Origin of the sequence: Chachezhania sediminis (assembly GCF_009765275.1) — a bacterium.
Classification (GTDB): domain Bacteria; phylum Pseudomonadota; class Alphaproteobacteria; order Rhodobacterales; family Rhodobacteraceae; genus Chachezhania; species Chachezhania sediminis.
This window is the reverse complement of the sequence record NZ_VOPH01000011.1, coordinates 88,677-108,884: the sequence shown is the minus strand read 5'-3', so window position 1 is coordinate 108,884 and position 20,208 is coordinate 88,677. Positions and strand designations below refer to the sequence as shown.

At 66.8% G+C, this 20,208-nt stretch carries 18 protein-coding genes; 7 read left to right on the top strand and 11 right to left on the bottom strand.

The window, feature by feature from the left end; all coding sequences use genetic code 11:
- The first annotated feature begins 113 nt into the window (after window positions 1–113).
- Window positions 114–821 (top strand): TIGR04283 family arsenosugar biosynthesis glycosyltransferase, encoded by a 708-nt coding sequence (locus FQK05_RS22215; protein WP_158971069.1) that lies wholly within the window; start codon window positions 114–116, stop codon window positions 819–821.
- 268 nt (window positions 822–1,089) lie between these two features.
- Here FQK05_RS22215 and FQK05_RS22210 read toward each other — a convergent pair whose 3' ends face one another.
- Window positions 1,090–2,877 (bottom strand): ABC transporter ATP-binding protein, encoded by a 1,788-nt coding sequence (locus tag FQK05_RS22210; protein ID WP_158971067.1) that lies wholly within the window; start codon window positions 2,875–2,877, stop codon window positions 1,090–1,092.
- Complete coding sequence (locus tag FQK05_RS22205) at window positions 2,870–3,589, bottom strand: phosphatase domain-containing putative toxin (protein WP_158971065.1); 720 nt, start codon at window positions 3,587–3,589, stop codon at window positions 2,870–2,872. Before FQK05_RS22205 ends, FQK05_RS22210 begins: the two co-directional genes overlap by 8 nt.
- Before the next feature lie 205 nt (window positions 3,590–3,794).
- On the opposite strand from FQK05_RS22205, the gene FQK05_RS22200 reads away from it, so the two are divergent.
- Window positions 3,795–5,018, top strand: a complete 1,224-nt coding sequence (locus FQK05_RS22200) for a pyridoxal-phosphate-dependent aminotransferase family protein (RefSeq protein WP_158971063.1) — start codon at window positions 3,795–3,797, stop codon at window positions 5,016–5,018.
- Between the two features lie 191 nt (window positions 5,019–5,209).
- On the opposite strand, the gene FQK05_RS22195 is transcribed toward FQK05_RS22200, so the two are convergent.
- Window positions 5,210–5,401 carry a hypothetical protein gene (locus FQK05_RS22195; protein ID WP_158971061.1) on the bottom strand — a complete coding sequence of 64 codons (192 nt, stop codon included), beginning with the start codon at window positions 5,399–5,401 and terminating at the stop codon, window positions 5,210–5,212.
- A gap of 111 nt (window positions 5,402–5,512) precedes the next feature.
- The gene (locus tag FQK05_RS22190; protein ID WP_158971059.1) at window positions 5,513–6,619 is read right to left on the bottom strand and encodes a pyridoxal phosphate-dependent aminotransferase; all 1,107 of its coding nucleotides are present in this window, start codon (window positions 6,617–6,619) and stop codon (window positions 5,513–5,515) included.
- Between the two features lie 229 nt (window positions 6,620–6,848).
- On the opposite strand from FQK05_RS22190, the gene FQK05_RS22185 reads away from it, so the two are divergent.
- Window positions 6,849–7,631, top strand: coding sequence for a crotonase/enoyl-CoA hydratase family protein (locus FQK05_RS22185; protein ID WP_158971057.1), 783 nt, complete (start codon window positions 6,849–6,851; stop codon window positions 7,629–7,631).
- Between the two features lie 385 nt (window positions 7,632–8,016).
- On the top strand, window positions 8,017–8,646 hold the full coding sequence (locus FQK05_RS22180) for a hypothetical protein (RefSeq protein WP_158971055.1): 630 nt from the start codon (window positions 8,017–8,019) through the stop codon (window positions 8,644–8,646).
- 288 nt (window positions 8,647–8,934) lie between these two features.
- On the opposite strand, the gene FQK05_RS22175 is transcribed toward FQK05_RS22180, so the two are convergent.
- Window positions 8,935–9,411: a PaaI family thioesterase gene (locus FQK05_RS22175; protein ID WP_158971053.1), complete on the bottom strand. Its 477-nt coding sequence runs from the start codon at window positions 9,409–9,411 to the stop codon at window positions 8,935–8,937.
- Window positions 9,412–9,545: 134 nt separating this feature from the next.
- A complete protein-coding gene (gene metF, locus FQK05_RS22170) occupies window positions 9,546–10,412 on the bottom strand; it encodes a methylenetetrahydrofolate reductase [NAD(P)H] (protein WP_158971051.1) in 867 nt (288 codons plus the stop codon).
- 90 nt (window positions 10,413–10,502) lie between these two features.
- On the opposite strand from metF, the gene FQK05_RS22165 reads away from it, so the two are divergent.
- Complete coding sequence (locus tag FQK05_RS22165) at window positions 10,503–11,408, top strand: LysR family transcriptional regulator (RefSeq protein ID WP_158971130.1); 906 nt, start codon at window positions 10,503–10,505, stop codon at window positions 11,406–11,408.
- 63 nt (window positions 11,409–11,471) lie between these two features.
- On the opposite strand, the gene FQK05_RS22160 is transcribed toward FQK05_RS22165, so the two are convergent.
- Complete coding sequence (locus FQK05_RS22160) at window positions 11,472–12,506, bottom strand: NADP-dependent oxidoreductase (RefSeq protein ID WP_158971049.1); 1,035 nt, start codon at window positions 12,504–12,506, stop codon at window positions 11,472–11,474.
- Window positions 12,507–12,830: 324 nt separating this feature from the next.
- On the opposite strand from FQK05_RS22160, the gene FQK05_RS22155 reads away from it, so the two are divergent.
- A complete protein-coding gene (locus FQK05_RS22155) occupies window positions 12,831–13,616 on the top strand; it encodes an inositol monophosphatase family protein (RefSeq protein WP_158971047.1) in 786 nt (261 codons plus the stop codon).
- 81 nt (window positions 13,617–13,697) lie between these two features.
- On the opposite strand, the gene FQK05_RS22150 is transcribed toward FQK05_RS22155, so the two are convergent.
- From FQK05_RS22150 to FQK05_RS22135, 4 genes are all read right to left on the bottom strand, one after another.
- Window positions 13,698–14,474, bottom strand: a complete 777-nt coding sequence (locus FQK05_RS22150; RefSeq protein WP_158971045.1) for a rhomboid family intramembrane serine protease — start codon at window positions 14,472–14,474, stop codon at window positions 13,698–13,700.
- Window positions 14,475–14,949: 475 nt separating this feature from the next.
- Entirely contained in the window at window positions 14,950–16,092 is a 1,143-nt protein-coding gene (locus FQK05_RS22145) for a DUF2235 domain-containing protein (protein ID WP_158971043.1), read from the bottom strand.
- Window positions 16,070–18,367, bottom strand: a complete 2,298-nt coding sequence (locus FQK05_RS22140) for a xanthine dehydrogenase family protein molybdopterin-binding subunit (protein WP_158971041.1) — start codon at window positions 18,365–18,367, stop codon at window positions 16,070–16,072. Before FQK05_RS22140 ends, FQK05_RS22145 begins: the two co-directional genes overlap by 23 nt.
- A 68-nt stretch (window positions 18,368–18,435) precedes the next feature.
- Window positions 18,436–19,578: a type III PLP-dependent enzyme gene (locus FQK05_RS22135; protein ID WP_158971039.1), complete on the bottom strand. Its 1,143-nt coding sequence runs from the start codon at window positions 19,576–19,578 to the stop codon at window positions 18,436–18,438.
- Between the two features lie 128 nt (window positions 19,579–19,706).
- On the opposite strand from FQK05_RS22135, the gene FQK05_RS22130 reads away from it, so the two are divergent.
- A complete protein-coding gene (locus FQK05_RS22130; RefSeq protein ID WP_158971037.1) occupies window positions 19,707–20,138 on the top strand; it encodes an Lrp/AsnC family transcriptional regulator in 432 nt (143 codons plus the stop codon).
- Window positions 20,139–20,208 lie beyond the last annotated feature (70 nt).

Sequence of the window (20,208 nt, the reverse complement as noted above, 5' to 3'; positions counted from 1 at the left end):
GGAAAATTATGCAATTCTGTGGCTGCAAACGCGGGTTGTCTCGCGTTCTGGCTGATATAGGTAAGCGCAGCAACAAGACCACGCCCAAGACCAGGTCCACGACGGAGAACGCCTTGCCGGCCCCGATCAGTATCGTCATTCCCACCCTCAACGCGCAGATGCAACTGCCGGCGTGTCTGGCGGCATTGACCGAAGGTCTGCCGGAAGGGCTAATCCGCGAGGTCATCGTGACCGATGGCGGGTCCACCGACGATACCGGGACCATTGCCGAAGGTGTAGGGTGCGAGTTCATCGTGGGTGCGGCCTCGCGCGGGGGGCAGCTGAAGCGCGGCGTCGCGGCGGCGCGGGCGCCCTGGGTTCTGGTACTGCACGCCGATACCGTGCTGGAACCCGGCTGGGCGCCGGTAGTTGCGCGCTACCTGCACCAGGGCGGCGGCCGGCCGGCCTATTTCAGGCTGGCCTTCAGCGCCGAGGGGCCGATGGCGTCCTTCGTGGCCGGCTGGGCCAACCTGCGCGCGCGCGTCTTCAGGTTGCCCTATGGCGACCAGGGCCTCTTGATGAAGGTCAAGGATTACCGGCGCGCCGGGGGATATCCCGATCAGCCGCTGATGGAGGATGTGGCGCTTGTCTGTGCGCTGCGGCGCGCGGGGCTGCGGCCCTCGGCGCTGTCGGTCAGGGCGGTGACCAGTGCCGATGCCTACCAGCGGCAGGGTTGGCTGCGGCGCGGTGCGGCCAACCTGTGGCGGCTGGTCCGCTATAGCCTGGGGGCCGATCCGTTCCGGCTGGCCCGGGGCTATCGCAAGGACACGGCGCCGCAATAGGCGCGCGCCGCCGTCCGTCCGTTCCCTTCAATCGTTCGCCGGGGGCGTCTTCCGGGGCCGTGCCGCATTCACGGCATTATGCTGCCTTTGGGCGCAGGCCGCGCCTCGACGGGCGATTGCGACGAAGGCAAGGGGTTATTGGGCGGCTTCGGCGCGGCCACGCCGGAAAGGCGGCCCGCAGAAGGATCGCGGTTCGGGGCAGGCCAACGGTGTTTCCGGCCGGGGACGGGCGCCCCGGCTTAGGATTAGGAGACGTCCCCGGCTTGTGTCACTCCTGCGCGTCCTTCGGGTTCTTGAATTGCAGGCGGTAGAGGTCGGCATAGATGCCGCCGCGGGCAATAAGCTCTTCATGGGTGCCGGTATCCATCACGCGGCCATGGTCCATGACGATGATCTTGTCGGCGTTCTGGACCGTCGACAGCCGGTGGGCGATGACCAGCGTCGTGCGCCCGCCCGCCAGTTTTTCCAGCGCCGTCTGTACGATCTTTTCCGACTGGGCGTCCAGCGCGCTCGTCGCCTCGTCCAGAAGCAGGACCGGCGTGTTGCGCAGCAGGGCGCGGGCGATGACCACCCGCTGCCGCTGACCGCCCGATAGGGCCGATCCGCGGGGCCCGACCATCGTATCCAGGCCGTTCGACAGGTTGCCGAGGTAGTCGGCCACATGCGCGGCCTTCAGCACCCGGTCCAGTTCGTCCTCGGGCACGTCGGTCCGGCCCAGAAGGATGTTTTCCCGCAGGCTTTCATCGAACAGCAGCGCGTCCTGTGTCACGACGGAAATCAGGTCGCGCAGGTCCTCCAACCGCATCGCGCGGGCATCGACGCCGCCGATGCTGACCGTGCCGTCGACCGGATCGATCAGGCGCGTCAGCAGGTTGAAGACGGTCGACTTGCCAGCGCCCGAGGCACCGACAAGCGCCGTGGTCTTGCCCGCTTCGGCATGAAGGGAAATCTCGTGCAGGACCTCGCTGTCGCCATAGCGCATGGTGACATTGTCCAGCCGGATGTCCGGCAGGCCCGTCGGCGGGGGAACCGGGTTCGGGGGCGAGGTCAGAAGGATCGGTTCGTCCATCAGCTCCTTCACACGCTCCAGCGAGGCGGCAATGCCCTGCCAAGCACCGGACAGGCCGCCCAGGCGGCGCAGCGGGTCGAAGGCCAGGCCGATGGCAGCGAAGAAGCTGACGAATTCGCCCACGGTCTTTTCGCCGGCCACGATTTCGGACCCGCCATAGACCAGCACGGCCAGAAGGCCGAAGCCCGCGACCACGTCCAGAAGTCCGGGAATGGCCGCGCCGCCCAGGGCCGCGCGCACCTCGGCCCGGATGAACTTCATGGTCGAGCTTTGATAGCGGTCGGCCTGGTAGCGTTCCAGGCGGTTCAGCTTGATCGGCACGATGCCGTGAAAGATCTCGTCCAGGCGGGTGGCAAGGCCTGCGCCCAGGTCGCGGGCGACGCGGGCCTGGGTGCGGATATAGTTCTGCACGAAGCCCAGCGGCAGCAGCAGCAGCGGCACGCCTACCAGCGTGATCAGCGTCCAGCGCCAGTCGACATGGATCGCCACGCCCAGAAGTGCGATCAGGGAAATCCCGTCGCGCACGGTGCCTGTCAGGATCGTGGACCAGACGTCGCCCACGGCGCCGACATCGCCCTGCACCCGGTGCAGAAGGAAGCCGGGCGGGTGGATCAGGTGGAACTTGCCATCCTGCTGCATGATGCGGTCCAAGAGGTCGAAGCGCAGCCGCGCCGACACGGTCTGCGAGATCTTGGTCATCAGGCCGGACCGCACGACCGACGTCGCGGCGCGGATCATGAAGATGCCGACGATGGCCAGGCCCACGGTCCAGATCGCGCCGGCATTGCCGTCGACGAAGATCTGGTCGAACATCGGCTTGACCATGTAGCTGATCGCGCCCAGCGACGACCCTTCGATGGTCATCAACAGCAACGCCAGCACCAGCGCGCCGACATGGCGGTTCAGATAGTCCTTCCAAAGCCAGGACATCAGCGCCCTGGATTCGGCGAATGTGGCCGGGGCTTCGATTTCGGTCTCGTCACGCATCACGTGGGCCAATCTTGGGTTGTCCCAGCGCCTTGGCGGCGGGCACTTTATTGCGATAGGCGGTCCCGATCGCGGGACCGTCGTATTCCTGTTCGACCCATTGCCGGAACGGGATCGGCCCCCGCGCCACCCGGGCGGCATAGACATCCAGAATATAGTCCAGGATGGCCACCGGGCCGAAGGGCATATGGAAGTATTTCGGTGCCAGCATCTTTTTCGCCTCGGTCACGGGGCGGTCGAGCATCGTCAGAAGATACACGGCCGAGGCGAAACCGGCCCGGTCCGCGCCCGACTTGCAATGCATGACAAAGGGCGGCTCGATGGTCGGGAACAGGTCGATGACGTGCAGCAGCTCTTCCCGGCTGGGGGCGCTGCGGGCGTGCAGCTGGGCGTTGACCAGCGTCAGGCCCAGGTCGCGGCAGCTGGCCTCTTCCGTCCAGTAATGGGCCGACCGGCTTTCGCCGCGCAGGTTCACCACCGTCTTGATGCCCATGGCCTTCATCTGTTCGAAACGGGCGTGGGTCGGGTGGTTGGACCGGTACACGCCTGGCGCGATCTGGTGAAAATTCGTCCAGATGCCGCGCAGGATCGCGTGGTCGAACCACAGGTTGTAGATCCGCGCGCGCCGCCGGCTTTCCGGCGTCGAGAGATCCACGTTGAAATGATTGCGGATACGTCCTTCCCAGGCGCGCACCCGTTGCCAGAGGCTCATTCCTTGTCCTTCGCCCGACCTGCCGTCCCCATTCATTTGGGGTCCGCAGGTTTCGCATCCTGCCCGGTTGTTCCGCAAGAAGAAAACCGGGCCCTTTTAGGAAGCACACCCGGGCCGGGCAAGGGGGCGCATCCGCACCCCCGCGGATTGACGCCGCCGCGAACGGGGATAGGGTCGCCCGGATCTTTTGGACAGGACGAATCCGATGTCGGACAAAGCGACGCTCGCTCAGGGGCGTGACTATCTAGCCATTCCCGGACCTTCGGTCATGCCCGACGCGGTGCTGAACGCCATGCATCGCGCGGCGCCGAACATCTATGAAGGCGATCTGGTCGAAATGACCCACGGCATCGTCAAGGATCTGCGCCGCGTGGCACGGACCAGGCACAACGCGGCCATCTACATCTGCAACGGCCATGGCGGCTGGGAAGCGGCGCTGACCAACGTGATGGGCCCGGGCGACAAGGCGCTGTCGGCCTCGGTCGGCTATTTCGGGCAGGGCTGGGCCGCTACGGCGGAAGCGCAGGGCGTGAACGTGCAGATGCTGAACTTCCGTCAGCGCGGGTCGGTCGATCTCGATGCCGTGGCGGATGCGCTGAAGGCCGACAAGACCCACCAAATCAAGGTCCTGCTGGGCACCCATGTCGACACCGCCACCTCGGTCAGGACCGACCCGCGCGGGCTGCGAGAGGTCCTGGATGCCACCGGCCACCCGGCGCTTCTGGCGATGGACTGCATCGCCTCGATGGGCTGCGACAGGTTCGAGATGGACGACTGGGGCGTCGACATCGCCGTGACGGGGTCGCAGAAGGGCCTGATGGTGCCGCCGGGGCTGGCCTTCGTTTTCTTCTCGGACAAGGCGGCCGAGATGCGCAAGACCCGCCAGAACGTCTTCAACTACTGGGACTGGACGCCGCGCGCCAATCCCGAATTCTTCCCGCAGCATTTCGGCGGCACGGCGCCCACGCACCACCTGTATGGCCTGCGCGCGGCGCTGGATCTGATCCATGGCGAGGGTATGGAAAACGTCTGGGCGCGCCACGCGGCCCTGGCCCGCGCGATCTGGGCCGCCTGCGAGGCCTGGGGCCAGGAAGGCCCGCTGGAGATGCTGGTGACCGACCCTGCCCTGCGCAGCCATGCCGTGACCGGCCTGAAGCTGTCGGGCGATCAGGGAACGCGGTTGCGGGAGTGGGTCGAACAGCAGATCGGCCTGACCCTTGGCATCGGCCTGGGCTTCGCGATGAAGGGCGACCCGGAATGGGACCGCTACTTCCGCATCGGTCACATGGGCTATCTGAACGGCCAGATGGTCATGGGCCTTCTGGGCGGGATCGAGGCCGGGATGAAGGCTCAGGGCATCCCGCACGGCGCGGGCGCCCTGTCCGCCGCGGCCGAGGTGATTGCCGCCGGCCCGGTCTTCGATGACTGAACGCTGCATCGCAGCGAAAGCCCCGCCCGGCCGTCCGGCCGGGCGTCGGACGACCCGCCCCCATTCGAACGGCGGGCGGCTGATTTGCGACCGCCCCGCGGGGCGGTCGTGCCCTTTCCGGCCGATACGCCAAACGTCTCGTTTTGGCGTGCCCGCCGGCGGTGCCGGCGTTTAGTGCACAGGTCGCGCGCTTACCGGCGGCGCCGTTCGGCCCAGTAATCGAAGGCGATCAGCAGCGCGCCGCCCAGCAGCAGGGGCACGGCAAACCCATAGGCGACCCAAAGGACAGCCAGCACAAGAAAGAGGTTCACGCCCAGCATGATCAGCGCCGGAACGGTATAATCCGGGGCAGAGGGGCGGTCGGAATCGTGGTAGTGTTGCATGCCAGCGCTTTGCGCTGCAGCGCAGCATTTCGCAAGCGGAACGCCCGAAAATGTGAAGATCCGGTTAACGCAGACCGGCCATTTCTGGCCGATCCGCGGTGGTCTCTGGGCTCAGCCGCGGGCCTCGGCCAGGGCTTGGGGCAGGTGGCTCTCCAGCAGGTCGAGGTCGGCCTTTGTCCCGCAACTGATCCGGATGCAGCGGTCCTGCGGGGCCACGAAGGGCATTCGCACGAACAGGCCGCGCCCAACCAGCGCCTGCAGCACGGCCCGGGCATAGGCGCCGTCCCCGCCGCAATCGACGGTTACGAAATTCGTGGCCGAGGGCAGGGGGATCAGACCGTTTGCCTGCGCGATCTCTTCGATCCGCCTGCGCGAGATGTCGATCTGGGCCAGTACATGGGCCAGCCAGTCGCCGTCTTCCAGCGCTGCCAGCGCGCCGATCTGGGCAGAGCGGTTCATGCCGAAATGGTTGCGCACCTTGTTGAAGGCCAAGATCACCTCGGGTGCGCCAATGGCATAGCCGACGCGGGCGCCAGCCATGCCATAGGCCTTGGAAAAGGTCCGGAAGCGCAGCACCCGGGGATCGTCGACCGACAGCTTCAGCTCTGCTTCGGCGGGCGCACATTCGGCATAGGCCTCGTCCAGGATCAGGACGGAGTGTTCGGGCAGATCGGCCAGGGCGGCCTTGATCTCGGCCCCCGTGGTCCAGGAGCCCATGGGATTGTCGGGGTTGGCCAGGTAGACCAGCTTGGCCTGCACCTCGGCCGCCAGCGCGAACAGAGCGGCGGGGTCTTCCCGGTCGTCCCTGTAGGGCACCCGGTGCAACATGCCGCCAAAGCCTGCCACGTGGTAGTTGAACGTGGGATAGGCCCCGTCCGAGGTGACGACGGCATCGCCGGGCCCCACGAACAGCCGCACGACATAGCCCAGCAGGCCGTCGATCCCTTCGCCCACCATGATGTGGTCGGGGGTCACGCCGTGATGGGCGGCCAGCGCATGGCGCAGGTCGTGGCTTTCCGGATCGCCGTACATCCAGATGTCGGCAGCGGATTTTGCCATGGCTTCGACGGCCCGGGGGGACGGGCCGAAGACGTTCTCGTTGGCGCCGATCCGGGCAAGGAAGGGCGCGCCGCGCTGCCGCTCCTGCGCCTCGGGCCCGACGAAGGGCACGGTGGCAGGCAGCGACATGGCCAGGGAGGTAAGGTAGGGTCCGGACATGACGGCGATCTAAGCCAAACTGCACGGGTGCGGCAAGAGATCCCGTGCAGGCCGGGTTGCGCCGCGTGAACGCGTCGCCCGGGGCAGGCGGGGGACGCTGCCCCCCGCGCCCCCCGCCCGGGGGTGCGACCCCCGGGGACCCCGTGACGGGACGGAATGCGGGGGGCGGCTGGTCAAGACCTTCGGCGACACGGCAATATGCCGCCAAATCACTTCGGGAGGATCGGCCATGAGCCGCGTTTCGGTCACCTACGAAAACCACATCGCCCACGTCACCCTGACCCGGGCGGACAAGATGAACGCCCTCGACCGCGAGATGTTCGAAGCCATCGTCGCCGCCGGGCAGGAGGTCGCGGCCTCCGGCGCGCGGGCCTGCGTGATATCGGGCGAAGGCAAGGCCTTTTGCGCCGGTCTCGACCTGGCAAGTTTCGCGGCGCACGGCTCGGACGATCCGACCCTGCGGCTGATGGAACGCACCTTCGGCGACGCCAACCGCGCGCAGGAAGTGGCCATGGTCTGGCGCCGCGTCCCCGTACCGGTCATCGCGGCCGTCCACGGCGTGGCCTTCGGCGGCGGCCTGCAGCTGGCCCTGGGCGCCGATATCCGCATCGCCGCCCCGGGCACGAAATTCGCGGTGATGGAGATGAAATGGGGCCTCGTCCCGGACATGGGCGGCATGGCGCTGCTGCCGACGCTGATGCGTTCGGACGTCCTGCGCCTGCTGACCTACACCGCCCGCCCGGTCGAGGTCGATCAGGCCCTGGCCTGGGGCCTCGTCACGGAAATCGCCGAAGACCCGCTGGCGGCCGCCATGGCCATCGCCCGGGACATCGCGCAACGCAGCCCCAAGGCGATCCGCGCCGCCAAGCGCCTGATCGAGGTCGCGGAATCCGAAACCCGGACCGAGGTCCTTCTGGCCGAATCCCGTGAACAGGTCGACCTGATCGGCAAGCCCGAACAGATGGAAGTCGTCGCGGCCCAGATGCAGAAACGCGCCCCCGTCTTTGACTAGCCCGTCCTCGACTGGCCGATCTCCGGTGGATCGCCGCCCATTGGCCAGTGGACCGGCGGGGTTTACCCGGCCCGCCCCGTCCCCTTCCGGGCGCTCCCCCCTGACTTCTTTGATCTCCAAATACCTCGGGGGAGTCCTCCCCGCAGGGGAGGGCGGGGGCAGAGCCCCCATCCTGCCGGCTCCCATGCTCCGCCCCCGGACAGACATGGCGCCCGGACCCGCGCACCGCCGGTCCAGATCCGCCAGGTCCGTGCCTTGGCCAGATCGTGGCAAAAGCGGCCCATGCCGCGTCTTGCTTGCACGAATGGCAGGACTTGCGACTGGGGGCCGGGTTCGACCGGTACGGCTCCGGCAATCGGTAGGACACCAGAATGGAGAGATGCGGATGATTTCGCATGAGCCGCAGCAACCCATTTTCAGACATGGCTCACTCAGGGCCTGTGGAGCCTTCCTGACGTGTCTCTTGCCGCCGATACTGCTCGCGGCTTGCGGCCAGATTGGTGCCGGCGAGACGGGACTGGGCATTGCCGGCTCTGTTCATCGTTCGGGGCATTTCGTGACAATTCGCACCACCCTGGAAAACAGGACGTCCCATCCTGTCTGCATTGCGCGTTTCTCGACATATCCCGCGGCGCCGAACGACAGTTTCGGTCTTGCGGCATTCGTTCAGGGCAAGGAACATCCACTGCCATATTCGCAGAACGGGCAGATTCTTGCCATGCGCATTCCGCCCGCAAGCACCCTGCAGGTCGAGAACACCTTGCGTGCCCGCCCTTACACCCCGGGTTTGGTGGATCTCGCCAGCGGTGACCCGACCGAAAGGGCCGAGTTTGACGATGCCCTGAAGGCGGAAATGCAGCGTGGGCAATACGACATTCGTGGCGATGTCAGCGTCCTGGCCTGCCCGAAGGGAGATGTGGTTTCGGGACCGGGCCGGATCACCTACCAGGCCATATCGCCAGAGGCGCGGTTTCACGACCGGACCTTCAGTTTCGGAACGTACATAATCCGATGACAGGGGCAGCGTGCGTGGTTCCCCACGCACCCGGGACCCCCGATCCGTACAGGTTCCATGCCGTGCTGCCGGGAAAAGTCCCGGCAAAGGATGGAAAACCCGCCACGTACGCCCGTCCCAGGTCGGACCGCTGATCCCTGCTTGGGACAGTTCCGGTGTTTCCCGCCCGATTTCACCGTGATCCGCGGCACACCGTTCGTCTTGCCCCGGCTTGCCGATCCCGCAGGTGAAAGGCGGATGTCCCGCCTGTCCACGGCCGCTGTCTGCGCAGGTCAGGAAGGCGCCCCCTCAGCGCGTCATCACGATACAGGTCGTGGATCCGGTGGCATAAAGCCGTCCGTCCTCGACCCCCCGGATCTCGCCATGGGCGACACCGGTCGAGCGGCCGACATGATCCGTCCAGCCGATGCAGTCGACCACCAGGCCCAACGGGATCGACCGGATGATGTTCACCTTGTATTCCAGCGTCGTGTAGCCCGACCCTTTGGGCAGCATCGTCTGCACGGCACAGGCCATTGCGCTGTCCAGAAGCGTGCCGTACCAGCCGCCATGGACGCTGCCGATGGGGTTGCAGACCTCCAGCTTCGGCGTGCCGCGGAAGACGACACGGCCCGGTTCGACCTCGTGCATCGCATAGTTCATCAGATGGGCGATTGGCGGCGGCGCCAGTTCGCCGGACAGGATGTCCTGGATGAACTCCATCCCCGTGCGGGACAGGATGTCCTCCCGCGACGGCAGATCCTCGATCGATGTGACTTTCTTCATGCAACGCTCCTCCCGAATGCGGCGCTGCCGGCCGGGGCCTTCGCCCGGCCGGCAGCAGTCACTTCGAAATTAGCATCCTCTCTGCACCGCAGAGAAGCCGGCGCGTGGGGCGGACCGGACTGACGCCGCGTCGCTTAGGCCACGTCGCGCAGGGCGACCTGCGGGGTGACCCCCAGCGCATGGCAGACGTCGCGCGTCAGCTCGGGCCGGTTCAGCGTGTAGAAGTGGAAGGTGTCGACGCCTTCGTCCATCAGATCGCTGCAGAGTTCGGTGCAGAGCGCCGTGGCCAGCAGGTCGTGACGGTTGTCGCGGATCGCAGCCTCGAAGGCGGGATCGACCCAGTCCGGGATCACGGTGCCGCAGCGTTCGGCGAAACGACGCGCGCCCTTCCAGTTCTCGATCGGCAGGATGCCCGGCACGATCGGCTTGTCGATCCCGGCCTTCACGCAGGCATCGCGGAACCGCAGGAAAGTCTCGGCCTCGAAGAAGAACTGGGTCAGCGCCTCGTCCGCGCCGGCATCTACCTTGCGCTTCAGCCATTCGACATCGGCACCGTCATGGGGGGCGTCCGGGTGCGGGTCCGGATAGGCGCCCACGTGGATCGTGAAGTCGCCCGCGTCCTTCAGCGCCGCAATCAGCTCGCAGGAATTGGCGAACCCGTCGGGATGCGGCACGAACTTGTCCGCGCCCTGGGGCGGATCGCCCCGCAGCGCCACGATGTCGGTCACGCCGACCTCGGCAAAGCCGCGCGCGATGGTCAGCGTTTCCTCTTTCGAGGCATTCACGCAGGTCAGGTGCGCCGCGACCTTCAGGCCGGACTGCTTGTGCAGGGTGGCGACCGCGTCACGGGTCAGGTCGCGGGTCGTGCCGCCGGCGCCATAGGTCACCGACACGAAGCGGGGCCCGAGGGGCGCAAGATGCTGGACCGTGTCCCACAGGCGGAAGGAACCGGCCAGGTCGCGCGGCGGAAAGAACTCGAAGGAAACGCTCGGAGCGGGCATGGGGGTCACATCCTTGTCAGTTGGGCCCTTGTGGCATTCCCCGCTCCGTGAGACAAACTCATAATTCTCAAGAACAACATGAGCCGCACGATGAATATCGAGTTCCGCCATCTGCGCACGATCAAGGCGATCCATGACGCCGGGGGGCTGGCCAAGGCTGCAGACCAGTTGCACATCACGCAAAGCGCGCTGTCGCACCAGATCAAGGGGCTGGAGGATCAGGCGGGCGTCGAACTCTTCGTGCGGCGGTCGAAGCCGATGCGCCTGTCGGCCGCCGGTCTGCGCCTATTGCGGTTGGCCGAACAGGTGCTGCCGAAGGTCGAGGCGCTGCAGGACGAATTCGCGGCGCTCCGCGACGGCAAGACCGGTCGGATGCACATCGCCATCGAATGCCATGCCTGTTTCGAATGGCTGTTTCCCGTGCTGGAGGAATTCCGCAAGGACTGGGGCGATGTCGATGTGGACATCCGCCCGGGGCTTGCCTTCGACGCCCTGCCGGCGCTGGAAAAGGAAGAGGTCGACCTTGTCGTCTCGTCCGACCCCGAGGATCTGCCGGGCGTGGAATGGGTGGAACTGTTCGACTATGCGCCGGTCTTCGTGGCCGCGGCCGCGCACCCGCTGGCGGCAAAGCCCTATATCGACGCGACCGATTTTCGGGGCGAGACGCTGATCACCTATCCGGTGGATCGCGCACGGCTGGACATCTTCAGCCAGCTTCTGACGCCCGCCAAGGTCGAGCCGGCCGCGATAAGGCAGGTCGAACTGACGGCGGTGATCCTGCTTCTGGTCGCGTCGAACCGCGGGGTGGCGGTGCTGCCCGACTGGGTTGTGCGCGAGGTGAAGTACAATTCGGATTACGTGACGCGGCCCCTGACCGAGACCGGGCTGACCCGGCGCCTTTACGCCGCCGTGCGCCGGGACGACCTGGAAAAACCATACGTTCAGCGCCTGGTCGCGCTTGCGCGCACCGAAGCGCGCAAGCTGCAGTCCATGTAGGGACGGCGGCCCTGCCGGCGGTCCGACCCATCCCCGTGGCGGATCGGGCCACCTGTCGGGGGATCAGATCACCTTGACGATCTGCTTGCCCATGTTGCCGCCCTTCAGCATCGACATGAAGGCGGCGGGGGCGTTTTCCAGCCCTTCGGCCACGTCCTCGACATAGGCCACTTCTCCGCTTGCGACCTTTGGTGCGATCTCGGACAGGAACTGGTTATAGAGGTTCCAGTGGTTCGAGATGATGAAGCCGTTGACCAGCAGGTGCTTGACCAGGATCGTCCGCCAGATCTTGGGACCGGACAGGCCCTGCGCCCCTTCGCCCAACCCGCCGGCATCGTACCAGGCGATAATCCCGCAGATCGGGATCCGGCCGAAACGGTTCATGTTCGGCAGCACCGCCTCCAGCACCATGCCGCCCACGTTTTCGAAATAGATGTCGATCCCGTCGGGGCATTCGGCCTTCAGTGCCGCGCGCAGGTCCTTCGCCGACCCATAGGCGCGGTGGTCCAGACAGGCGTCAAAGCCGAATTTCTCGACCGCCAGCTTGCACTTGTCGGCCCCGCCGGCGATGCCCACGGCGCGCAGGCCCAGTGATTTGGCAACCTGGCCCACCATCGACCCCACGGGGCCGGTAGCCGCGGCCACGACCAGCGTTTCGCCCGCCTTGGGTTTGCCGATCTGGGTGAAGCCGTACCAGCCGGTAAAGCCCGGCATGCCCAGGACGCCCAGCGACGTGGTGATCGGCACCTGGGTCTGATCGACCTTGCGCAGCATCTTGGCGGGCTGCACGCCGTGGGTGGCCCAGCCGAACATGCCGAAGGCGAAATCGCCCGGTTCGAAATCGGGGCTGTTCGACGCGATCACCTCGCCCACGCCGCCGGCCTCCATCGTGCCGCCCAGGGGCACGGGGGCGGCATAGCTTTCGGCATCGTCCATCCGGCCGCGCATGTAGGGGTCCAGCGACATGTAATGGACGCGGACCAGCACCTCGCCTTCGCCCGGGGTCGGGATATCGGCGGCTTCGTAGCTGAAATTGGCGGGGACGGGCGCGCCGTCGGGCCGGCTGGCCAGGGCGACGCGATACATCTTGTCGGACATCGGGGGCTCTCCTCCACGTGACTTCAATTTGCGGACCGTGGCTGCGGGCGGGGCGCCTGACAAGGGTCCGGATGGTCTGACGCGGCGACAAAGGCGGGGATTCGCCAGCACTGCCTGATGGAAAAACAAGGGCTTGCAGAGATTTGTTTCGCGCGCGAAACAGTGTTAAGCAATTGTTAACGTGGATCTTTCCCGCCCAGCTACGCAGCGTAGGGTGGGGGAGGTTCCCCTTTTCAACCGGGGCCCCTGCAAGTATAGGCCCCTTCAAGGGCCCGTTGGCCATTCCCGAAACGAGAACTATCCAGTCAAGAAGGTCGAGGCCCGATGATCGGCAGCGCCAATCTGAACATCATGGTGAAGGCCGCGCGCAAGGCGGGCCGCTCGCTGGTCAAGGACTTCCGCGAGGTCGAGAACCTGCAGGCATCGGCCAAGGGGCCGGGCGACTTCGTGTCGAAGGCGGACATCGCGGCCGAGGCGATCCTGAAGGAGGAACTTCTGGGCGCCCGTCCGACCTATGGCTGGTGCGCCGAGGAAAGCGCCGAGATCAAGGGCGAGGATCCGACCCGTCGCTGGATCGTGGATCCGCTGGACGGGACGACGAACTTCCTGCACGGGCTGCCGCACTGGGCGATCTCGATCGGGCTGGAACACAAGGGCCAGATCGTGGCGGGCGTCGTCTTCGACGCCGCCAAGGATGAAATATTCTTTGCCGAGAAGGGCGCCGGCGCCTGGCTGAACGACACGCGCCTGCGGGTGTCCGGGCGCCACCGGATGATCGAGAGCATTTTTGCCACGGGCCTGCCCTATGGCGGCCGGCCGGAGCTTCCGGACACGATCAAGGACCTGGCGCAGCTTCTGCCGGTGACGGCGGGCGTGCGGCGCTGGGGCGCGGCGGCACTGGACATGGCCTATGTGGCGGCCGGCCGCTATGAAGGGTTCTGGGAACGCGGGCTGAAGCCCTGGGACCTGGCGGCGGGCATCGTCATCGTGCGCGAAGCCGGCGGCCTGGTCGAACCGATCCGGCCCGACGAAGGCATCCTGGACAGCGGCGAGGTGATCTGCGCCAACAATGCGGTGTTCGACGCCTTCGCCAAGACGATCCGCCGCTGACGGCTGACGGCGTCAAAGCGCCTTTCGAAGTCGCGTCCGAAGGCCCTTGGAAAGGGCCTTGCCTGCTTCGGTTTCCGGCGGTCAGCCCCAGGGGGACTTTCGGGACCCCGGGCGCCGGCCGCGGGGCACCTTCGGGATTCGGCTTTGCGAGAAACGGTATTCGGCCTGCGGATGCGCGGGATGGCCGGCCGTGCGCGTCCAGAAACCGGGACCGCCCAGGCGCAGCCAGATCGGCACGGTCAGCAGGAAGCCCACGACGAACCCCCCGGTATGGGCCCAGTAGGCGATGCCGCCGGCCGCGGCATCCGACCCGATGCTGCCGACGAACTGCATTGCGAACCAGACCGCCAGCACGATCCAGGCCGGGACCGGGATGATCCGGATGATGACGATCAGGATCAGCAACAGGTCGACCCGCGCCTTGGGGTAAAGCAGCAGGTAGCCCCCCATCACGCCCGCGATGGCGCCCGAGGCTCCGACGGTCGGAACGATCGACCCGGGCGAGAACAGGACGTGGACCAAGCCGGCCCCGATGCCGCAGGCCAGGTAGAAGAGCGCGAAGCCGCCATGCCCCATCTGGTCTTCCAGGTTGTCGCCGAAGACCCAGAGGAACAGCATGTTGCCGGCCAGGTGCATGAAGCCGCCGTGCAGGAACATCGAACTGAGCAGCGTGCCATAGCCCGATCCGGTTTCCAGCCTGGCCGGGATCAGCGCCCAGTCGAAGAAGAAGGACTGCAGCGCGCGTTCGTTGCCCATCAGGTTCACGTAGCTGAGGAAGATCAGCACATTGGCCGCGATCAGCGCATAGACGACATAGGGCGTGCGCCCTGACGGGTTGTGATCGCGGATCGGGAACATGGCGCCTGCTTCTTGGTGTCCGTTGCACGATATGGGGCCGGGCGCAGGCTTGGCAATCGCTTGGGCCTGCGCCTCGCGGTCCCACCCGCCCACCCGCCCACCCGCCCGCACCGGCGACCACGGGAAACCCGCGCCCGCTTTGCGGTGGAACCGCGAGGCGATGGGCAGGGATGTGCGGTGGACAGGCATGTTTCCGTGTTCGCCCCGTTGGGGGAGAGGCGGGTGGCCCCGAGGGCTGAGAAAGGTCTGGCCAGGGCAGGCCGGGAAGAAGGGACCGGGGCAGGCCGGCGGGGTCGACCGAGCAGAAGCTGTGCCCCGCGCTCGGTCCCCCAGACCGACCGGACGGTGCGTGATCGCCAGGGGCAGATACACCGGGGCATTCTACGGCCGGGCGTGACCGCAACATGTTTCGTTGCCGTTGCCGTTGCCGTTGCCGTTGCCGTTGCCGTTGCCGTTGCCGTTGCCCGCCGGCTGTCTAATGCGCGTTGCGAGAGCCCCAGTGGAGCGCCTCGGCCCAGCTGCGCGGGGCGGGATGGTCGTGGACGCTGGGATGGATGTGTTCCGTGGGATCGCGGCCGACGATACGGCGGTGACGCAACAGGAACAGCTTGCCCCAGCCGCGCCAGGTCCCGACCGAAGGTGCGGTGACATCGGTGTAGAACCGCGCGCGCCAGCCGTGGGGCAGGGGCAGGCCCGCCCCTTCGGCCCGGTCCAGCATCCAGACCAGCGAGATATTGGCCAGCGGCCGCGCGGCTTCGAACCCGCCAAGCTGGCCGCCGATATCGCCGTGGCTGCCGCGAAACCACATCTGTTCCACCCGGCCGGTCCAGCCTTCGTCCGAGGTCCAGAGCACGGGTTGGTAGACCACCCGGTTTTCGTCCAGCGCCAGCGCCTGGAAACCGTTCCGGACCGTGGGGCCCAGCTTGTGGTTGTGGAAGGAATAGCGCGGTTCGGTCAGCCGCCACAAAAGCGGCAGGCGCAGACCCAGCGCCTTCACCGTGTCCCAGACGCCCACCATCTCGATCGGGATCTGGGGCAGGCAGTAGAGCCGGGCGAAGGCCTTGGCCGATGTGCTTTCGGGGTTCAGCTGGTAATGGCGATAGACGGTGCGGATATTGCTGACCGTGGCATGTTCGGGCTTCAGAAGGCCCACCATGTCGATCACCCCGGCCAGCGATCGCACGGCATAGGCGCCGCGGGAATAGCCCATCAGGTAGACCCGGTCGCCCGGACGATAACGCGAGGCAAGGTAACCATAGGCGCGGCGGATCTGGCGGTCGATGCCGTTGCCGGTGATCACGTCGCCCATGCTGCGCCAGCTGCGCCACTGGATCCCGGCCTCGTAGAAGACGGACACCTGGCTGCCCATTTCCTGCAGCATCCGGTAGGTGATGCCGACATGGGTTTCGAACCCGCGTTCCAGCGACGACATGGTGCCGTCCAGGATGATCACATGCGCCTTGGGGCCGCGGGAAAAGCCCGGAGGCGAGTAGCGGCGGCTGTAGGACCCGCCTACAACCGTCGCCAGGGTACGTGCCAGCCGGCGCGCGGCGCTGTAGGACAGCGCCTGCAGCCGGCGGCGGAGGCCACCTGTCTTAGGCGGCCTGTTGTCCGGCATCCGTCAGCATTTCCCAGACTTTCAGCGGGGTGAACGGCATGTCCACCTGCCGCACGCCCTGATCCCAGACCGCATCCTGCACCGCGTTCGACACGGCGGCCAGTGCGCCGACCGTACCGGCCTCGCCACAGCCTTTCATGCCCATGATATTGGCAGTCGACGGCACCGGTTCCGGGGTGAAACCGATCATCGGCACGTCCGCGGCCCGAGGCATCCCGTAATCCATGAAGGTTGCAGTCAGAAGCTGGCCATCTTCGTCAAAGACGGTCATCTCGTTGATGGCCTGGCCGATGCCCTGCGCCACGCCGCCATGGACTTGGCCTTCGGCCAGCATCGGGTTGATCAGATTGCCGAAGTCGTCGACGACGGTATAGCGGTCCACCACCACGGTGCCGGTTTCCGGGTCGATCACCACCTCGGCCACGTGGGCGCCGTTCGGATAGGACCGGCCCGGCAGCTTGCCGCGGGCCTCGTGCACCAGAAGATCGGTGCGGCCGTCGGCCCGGGCCATTTCCGCGGCTTCAAGGAAACCGGGGGTCATGTTCGAGCCGGCCGCGCGGAAAGTGTCGTCGTCGAAGGTCACCGCCGATGCCTCGACGCCCATCTTTTCCGCAAGGTAGGGCGTGAATGCCTCGATCATCTTGGACACGGTTTCCAGCGTCGCATTCGTCTGCGTCGTGACCGAGCGCGAGCCGCCGGTGCCGCCGCCCTGGGCAATCATGTCGCTGTCGCCCTGGATGACGAAGATCTTGTCGGCGGAAATCCCGGTCTGGTCGGACAGGAACTGCGCGAACACGGTTTCGTGTCCCTGGCCGTTCGACTGTGTCCCGACATAGATGTTCACCGTCCCATCCTCGCAGAACTCGACCTTGGCGCCCTCGGAAGGATCGCCCAGAATACTTTCGATATAGTAACAGATCCCCACACCGCGAAGACGTCCCGCCTTTTCATCCGCGGCCTTCCGCGCAGCGAAGCCGGCCAGGTCCGATTCCGTCTCGGCGCGGGTCAGCACCTTCTCGAATTCGCCGACATCGTAGTTCTCGCCCGTGGCCGACATGTAGGGGAACGCATCCGGCTTGATGAAGTTCCGCTTGCGCAGTTCCAGCGGATCGACGCCCAATTCGCGCGCCGCGCGGTCCATCAGCCGTTCCAGCACATAGATCGCCTCGGGCCGGCCGGCGCCGCGATAGGCATCGACCTGCGTGGTGTTGGTATAGAAGCATTCGGCATGCTGCCAGATCGTCTGCACGTCATAGGTGCCCATCAGCACCCGCGCGAAGAGGTTGGTCTGGATTGCCTGCCCGAAGTTCGAGTTGAAGGCACCCAGGTTGCAGCGCGTCTTCACCCGGTAGGCGGTGATCTTGTTGGTCTCGTCGAAGGCGAATTCCGCCAGGGTCACCAGGTCGCGCCCGGCATGGTCGGACAGCATCGCCTCGGTCCGGTCCGACATCCAGCGGACGGGCTTGCCCAGCACGCGGGTGGCATGGGCGCAGACGATGTATTCCGGGTAGGTGGGGGCCTTCATGCCGAAACCGCCGCCGACGTCGGGCGTGGTGGCATGGACCTGTTCGGGGGCCAGGCCCAGCGCCTTGGCGACGATGTTCTGCACGCCCCAGACGCCCTGACCGCCATAGGCCACGTGCAGCCGTTCGCCGTCCCAGTCGGCCGAGCAGCCGCGCGGCTCCATCGAATTGACGATGACGCGGTTGTCGCCCACTTCCAGCGACACGGTTTTGGCGGCGGCGGCAAAGGCGGCCTCGGTCGCGGCCTCGTCGCCCAGGCCCCAGTCCAGCGCCAGGTTGTCGGGGGCCTCGTCGTGGATCGTCTCGCCGCCCGGGGCCAGATCAAGCTTGGCGGGCAGTTCGTCGTAGTCCAGCTCGATCAGCTCGGCCGCGTCGCGGGCCTGGTCCAGCGTTTCCGCGAAGATCATCGCGACCGGTTCGCCGACATGATGCAGCTTCTTCTTGGCCAGCACCGGGCGGACCGGGGCGGCGGCCTTGGACCCGTCGCGGTTCTGAAGCACCACGCCGTCCATTTCGTTCACGACGCCGGCGGCGTCGAGATCGGCCGACGTCACCACCAGCGCCACGCCCGGCGCCTCGGCTGCGGCCGAGGCATCGACACCGTTCAGAACCGCATGGGCCACGGGGCTGCGCAGGACATAGCCGAACAGGGCGCCTTCGGGCGCGACGTCGTCGATGTAACGCCCGTGACCGGTCAGGAAGCGGACATCCTCGACTCGTTTGACAGGCTGGCTCTTACCGAACTTTTCCATGGCTGCGCCCTCCGAATGAAATTCTCGGGGGACAGTAACGGGCCGCAGGCAGGAGTCCAGCCGGTGCGTCAGGTCAGCTCGGCCACCGTGACGACATCGCCGATTCCATAGCCGTTGAATTGCGTTCCGATGGCAATGGAATAAGCGCCCATGCCGTCGAACAGGACATAGTCGTCCTCGGCTGCGTCAGAAGGCAGCGGCAGGCCGTCGGGCAGCCGGTCAAGGCTGTCGCAGGTCGGCCCGAAGACAACCCGCGGGCTGGTCGGGGCCCGGCGCGGGGTGCCGTCGGGCGACAGGACCCGGACGCGCAGGTTCAGGCCGATGTCGCGGCATTCCGACAGGCCGCCATAGAGGCCGTCGTTCAGGAAGACGGTCTGCCCGTCGTGCTTCATCGCCTTGATGCGGGCGGCCAGGGTGAACGCCTCGCCCACCATGCCGCGCCCGGGTTCGCAGACCAGCTCCGGCGCGTCGTCGCCAAAGGCCCGGCCGGTGGCGGTGCCGATCACGTCGAAGATCGTCTCCAGCGCCGGGCCGGTGGCGTCCGCGCCCCGGGACGACGGAAAGCCGCCGCCCACGTTCAGCCGCGCCAGCCGAACGCCAGCGGCCTCGGCGATGCGCGCTGCCTCGGCGATATAGGCGGTCCATGCCCCGGGATCGGTGCACTGGGTGCCTGGGTGAAAGCACAGCGCCGGCACGCGGCCCGAGGCGGCGACGGTCTTCAGCAGGTCGATGGCCGCATCGGGCGTGGCCCCGAACTTTGCCCCGAAATCATAGGCCGCGCCCTTGACGGGCAGGGCCAGTCGCACGGCGATCTCGGACCCTTCCGGGACGGGTGCCAGCTTTGCCAGCTCGCCCTGATCGTCGACCGACCAGGACTGGACGCCCAGCGCAATGGCCTCGGCGATCTCGGCCCGCGACCGGACCGGGTTGTTGTAATGCAGCGTGGCGCTCGGGCAGATCCGCCGCACCAGCCGCATCTCGTCGACCGAGGCGACATCGAAGGCCTTCAGACCCGCGGCGACCAGATTGGTCAGGACCTCGTCCCGCGCATTGGCCTTGACGGCATAGGTCACGAGACCGGGGAATCCGGCGACAAAACGCCGGGCCGTCGCCTGCAGGACGGATGGCGCGATGTACATCTGCGCCCGGTCGGGTGTCGTCAGGCGAAGATGGGCTTCGGGTGTCGACCACAGGGCAGGCGCGTGATGCATCGGTACAAGGTCCTTCTCGGGGTGGGTCCGGGTTCGGCTGGATCTCCAGTATCCTCCGGGGCGCTGTCGGTTTGCCTTGGCATTCCGACAGGATCGCCGATAGTTTTGGGCGAATTGACGAGGTTGCGATGCAGATCGACGATACCGACCGCAGACTGATGGACCTGCTGCGCGACGATGCAAGGATGCCGGTCACAGCGCTGGCCCAGCGGCTGAAGTTGGCCCGCACCACGGTGCAGGCCCGCCTGTCCCGCTTGGAAGAGGGCGGCGCCATCGCGGGCTATACCCTGAAGCGCGGCGCAGGCCTGGGCCCGATGCTGCGCGCCACCGTCCTGGTCGTGATCGAGCCGCGGCGCGGGCCCGCCGTGCTGGACCGCCTGAAGATCCTGCCGGGCATCGAACGCGCCGTCACGACCTCCGGCCGGTTCGACCTGCTGGTCCAGGTTTCGGCCGCCACCCCAGGCGCGCTGGACGAACTTCTCGACCGCATCGGCGAGGCGCCCGGCGTGCGTTCCTCGGAAAGCCTGATCCACCTGTCGACCAAGATCGACCGGGACTGACATCGCGCGGGGCGGGGGGGCGCTGCGACCGTCGGAGGCAAACGGCGGGGTAAACCCTGCCCTGTGCCTC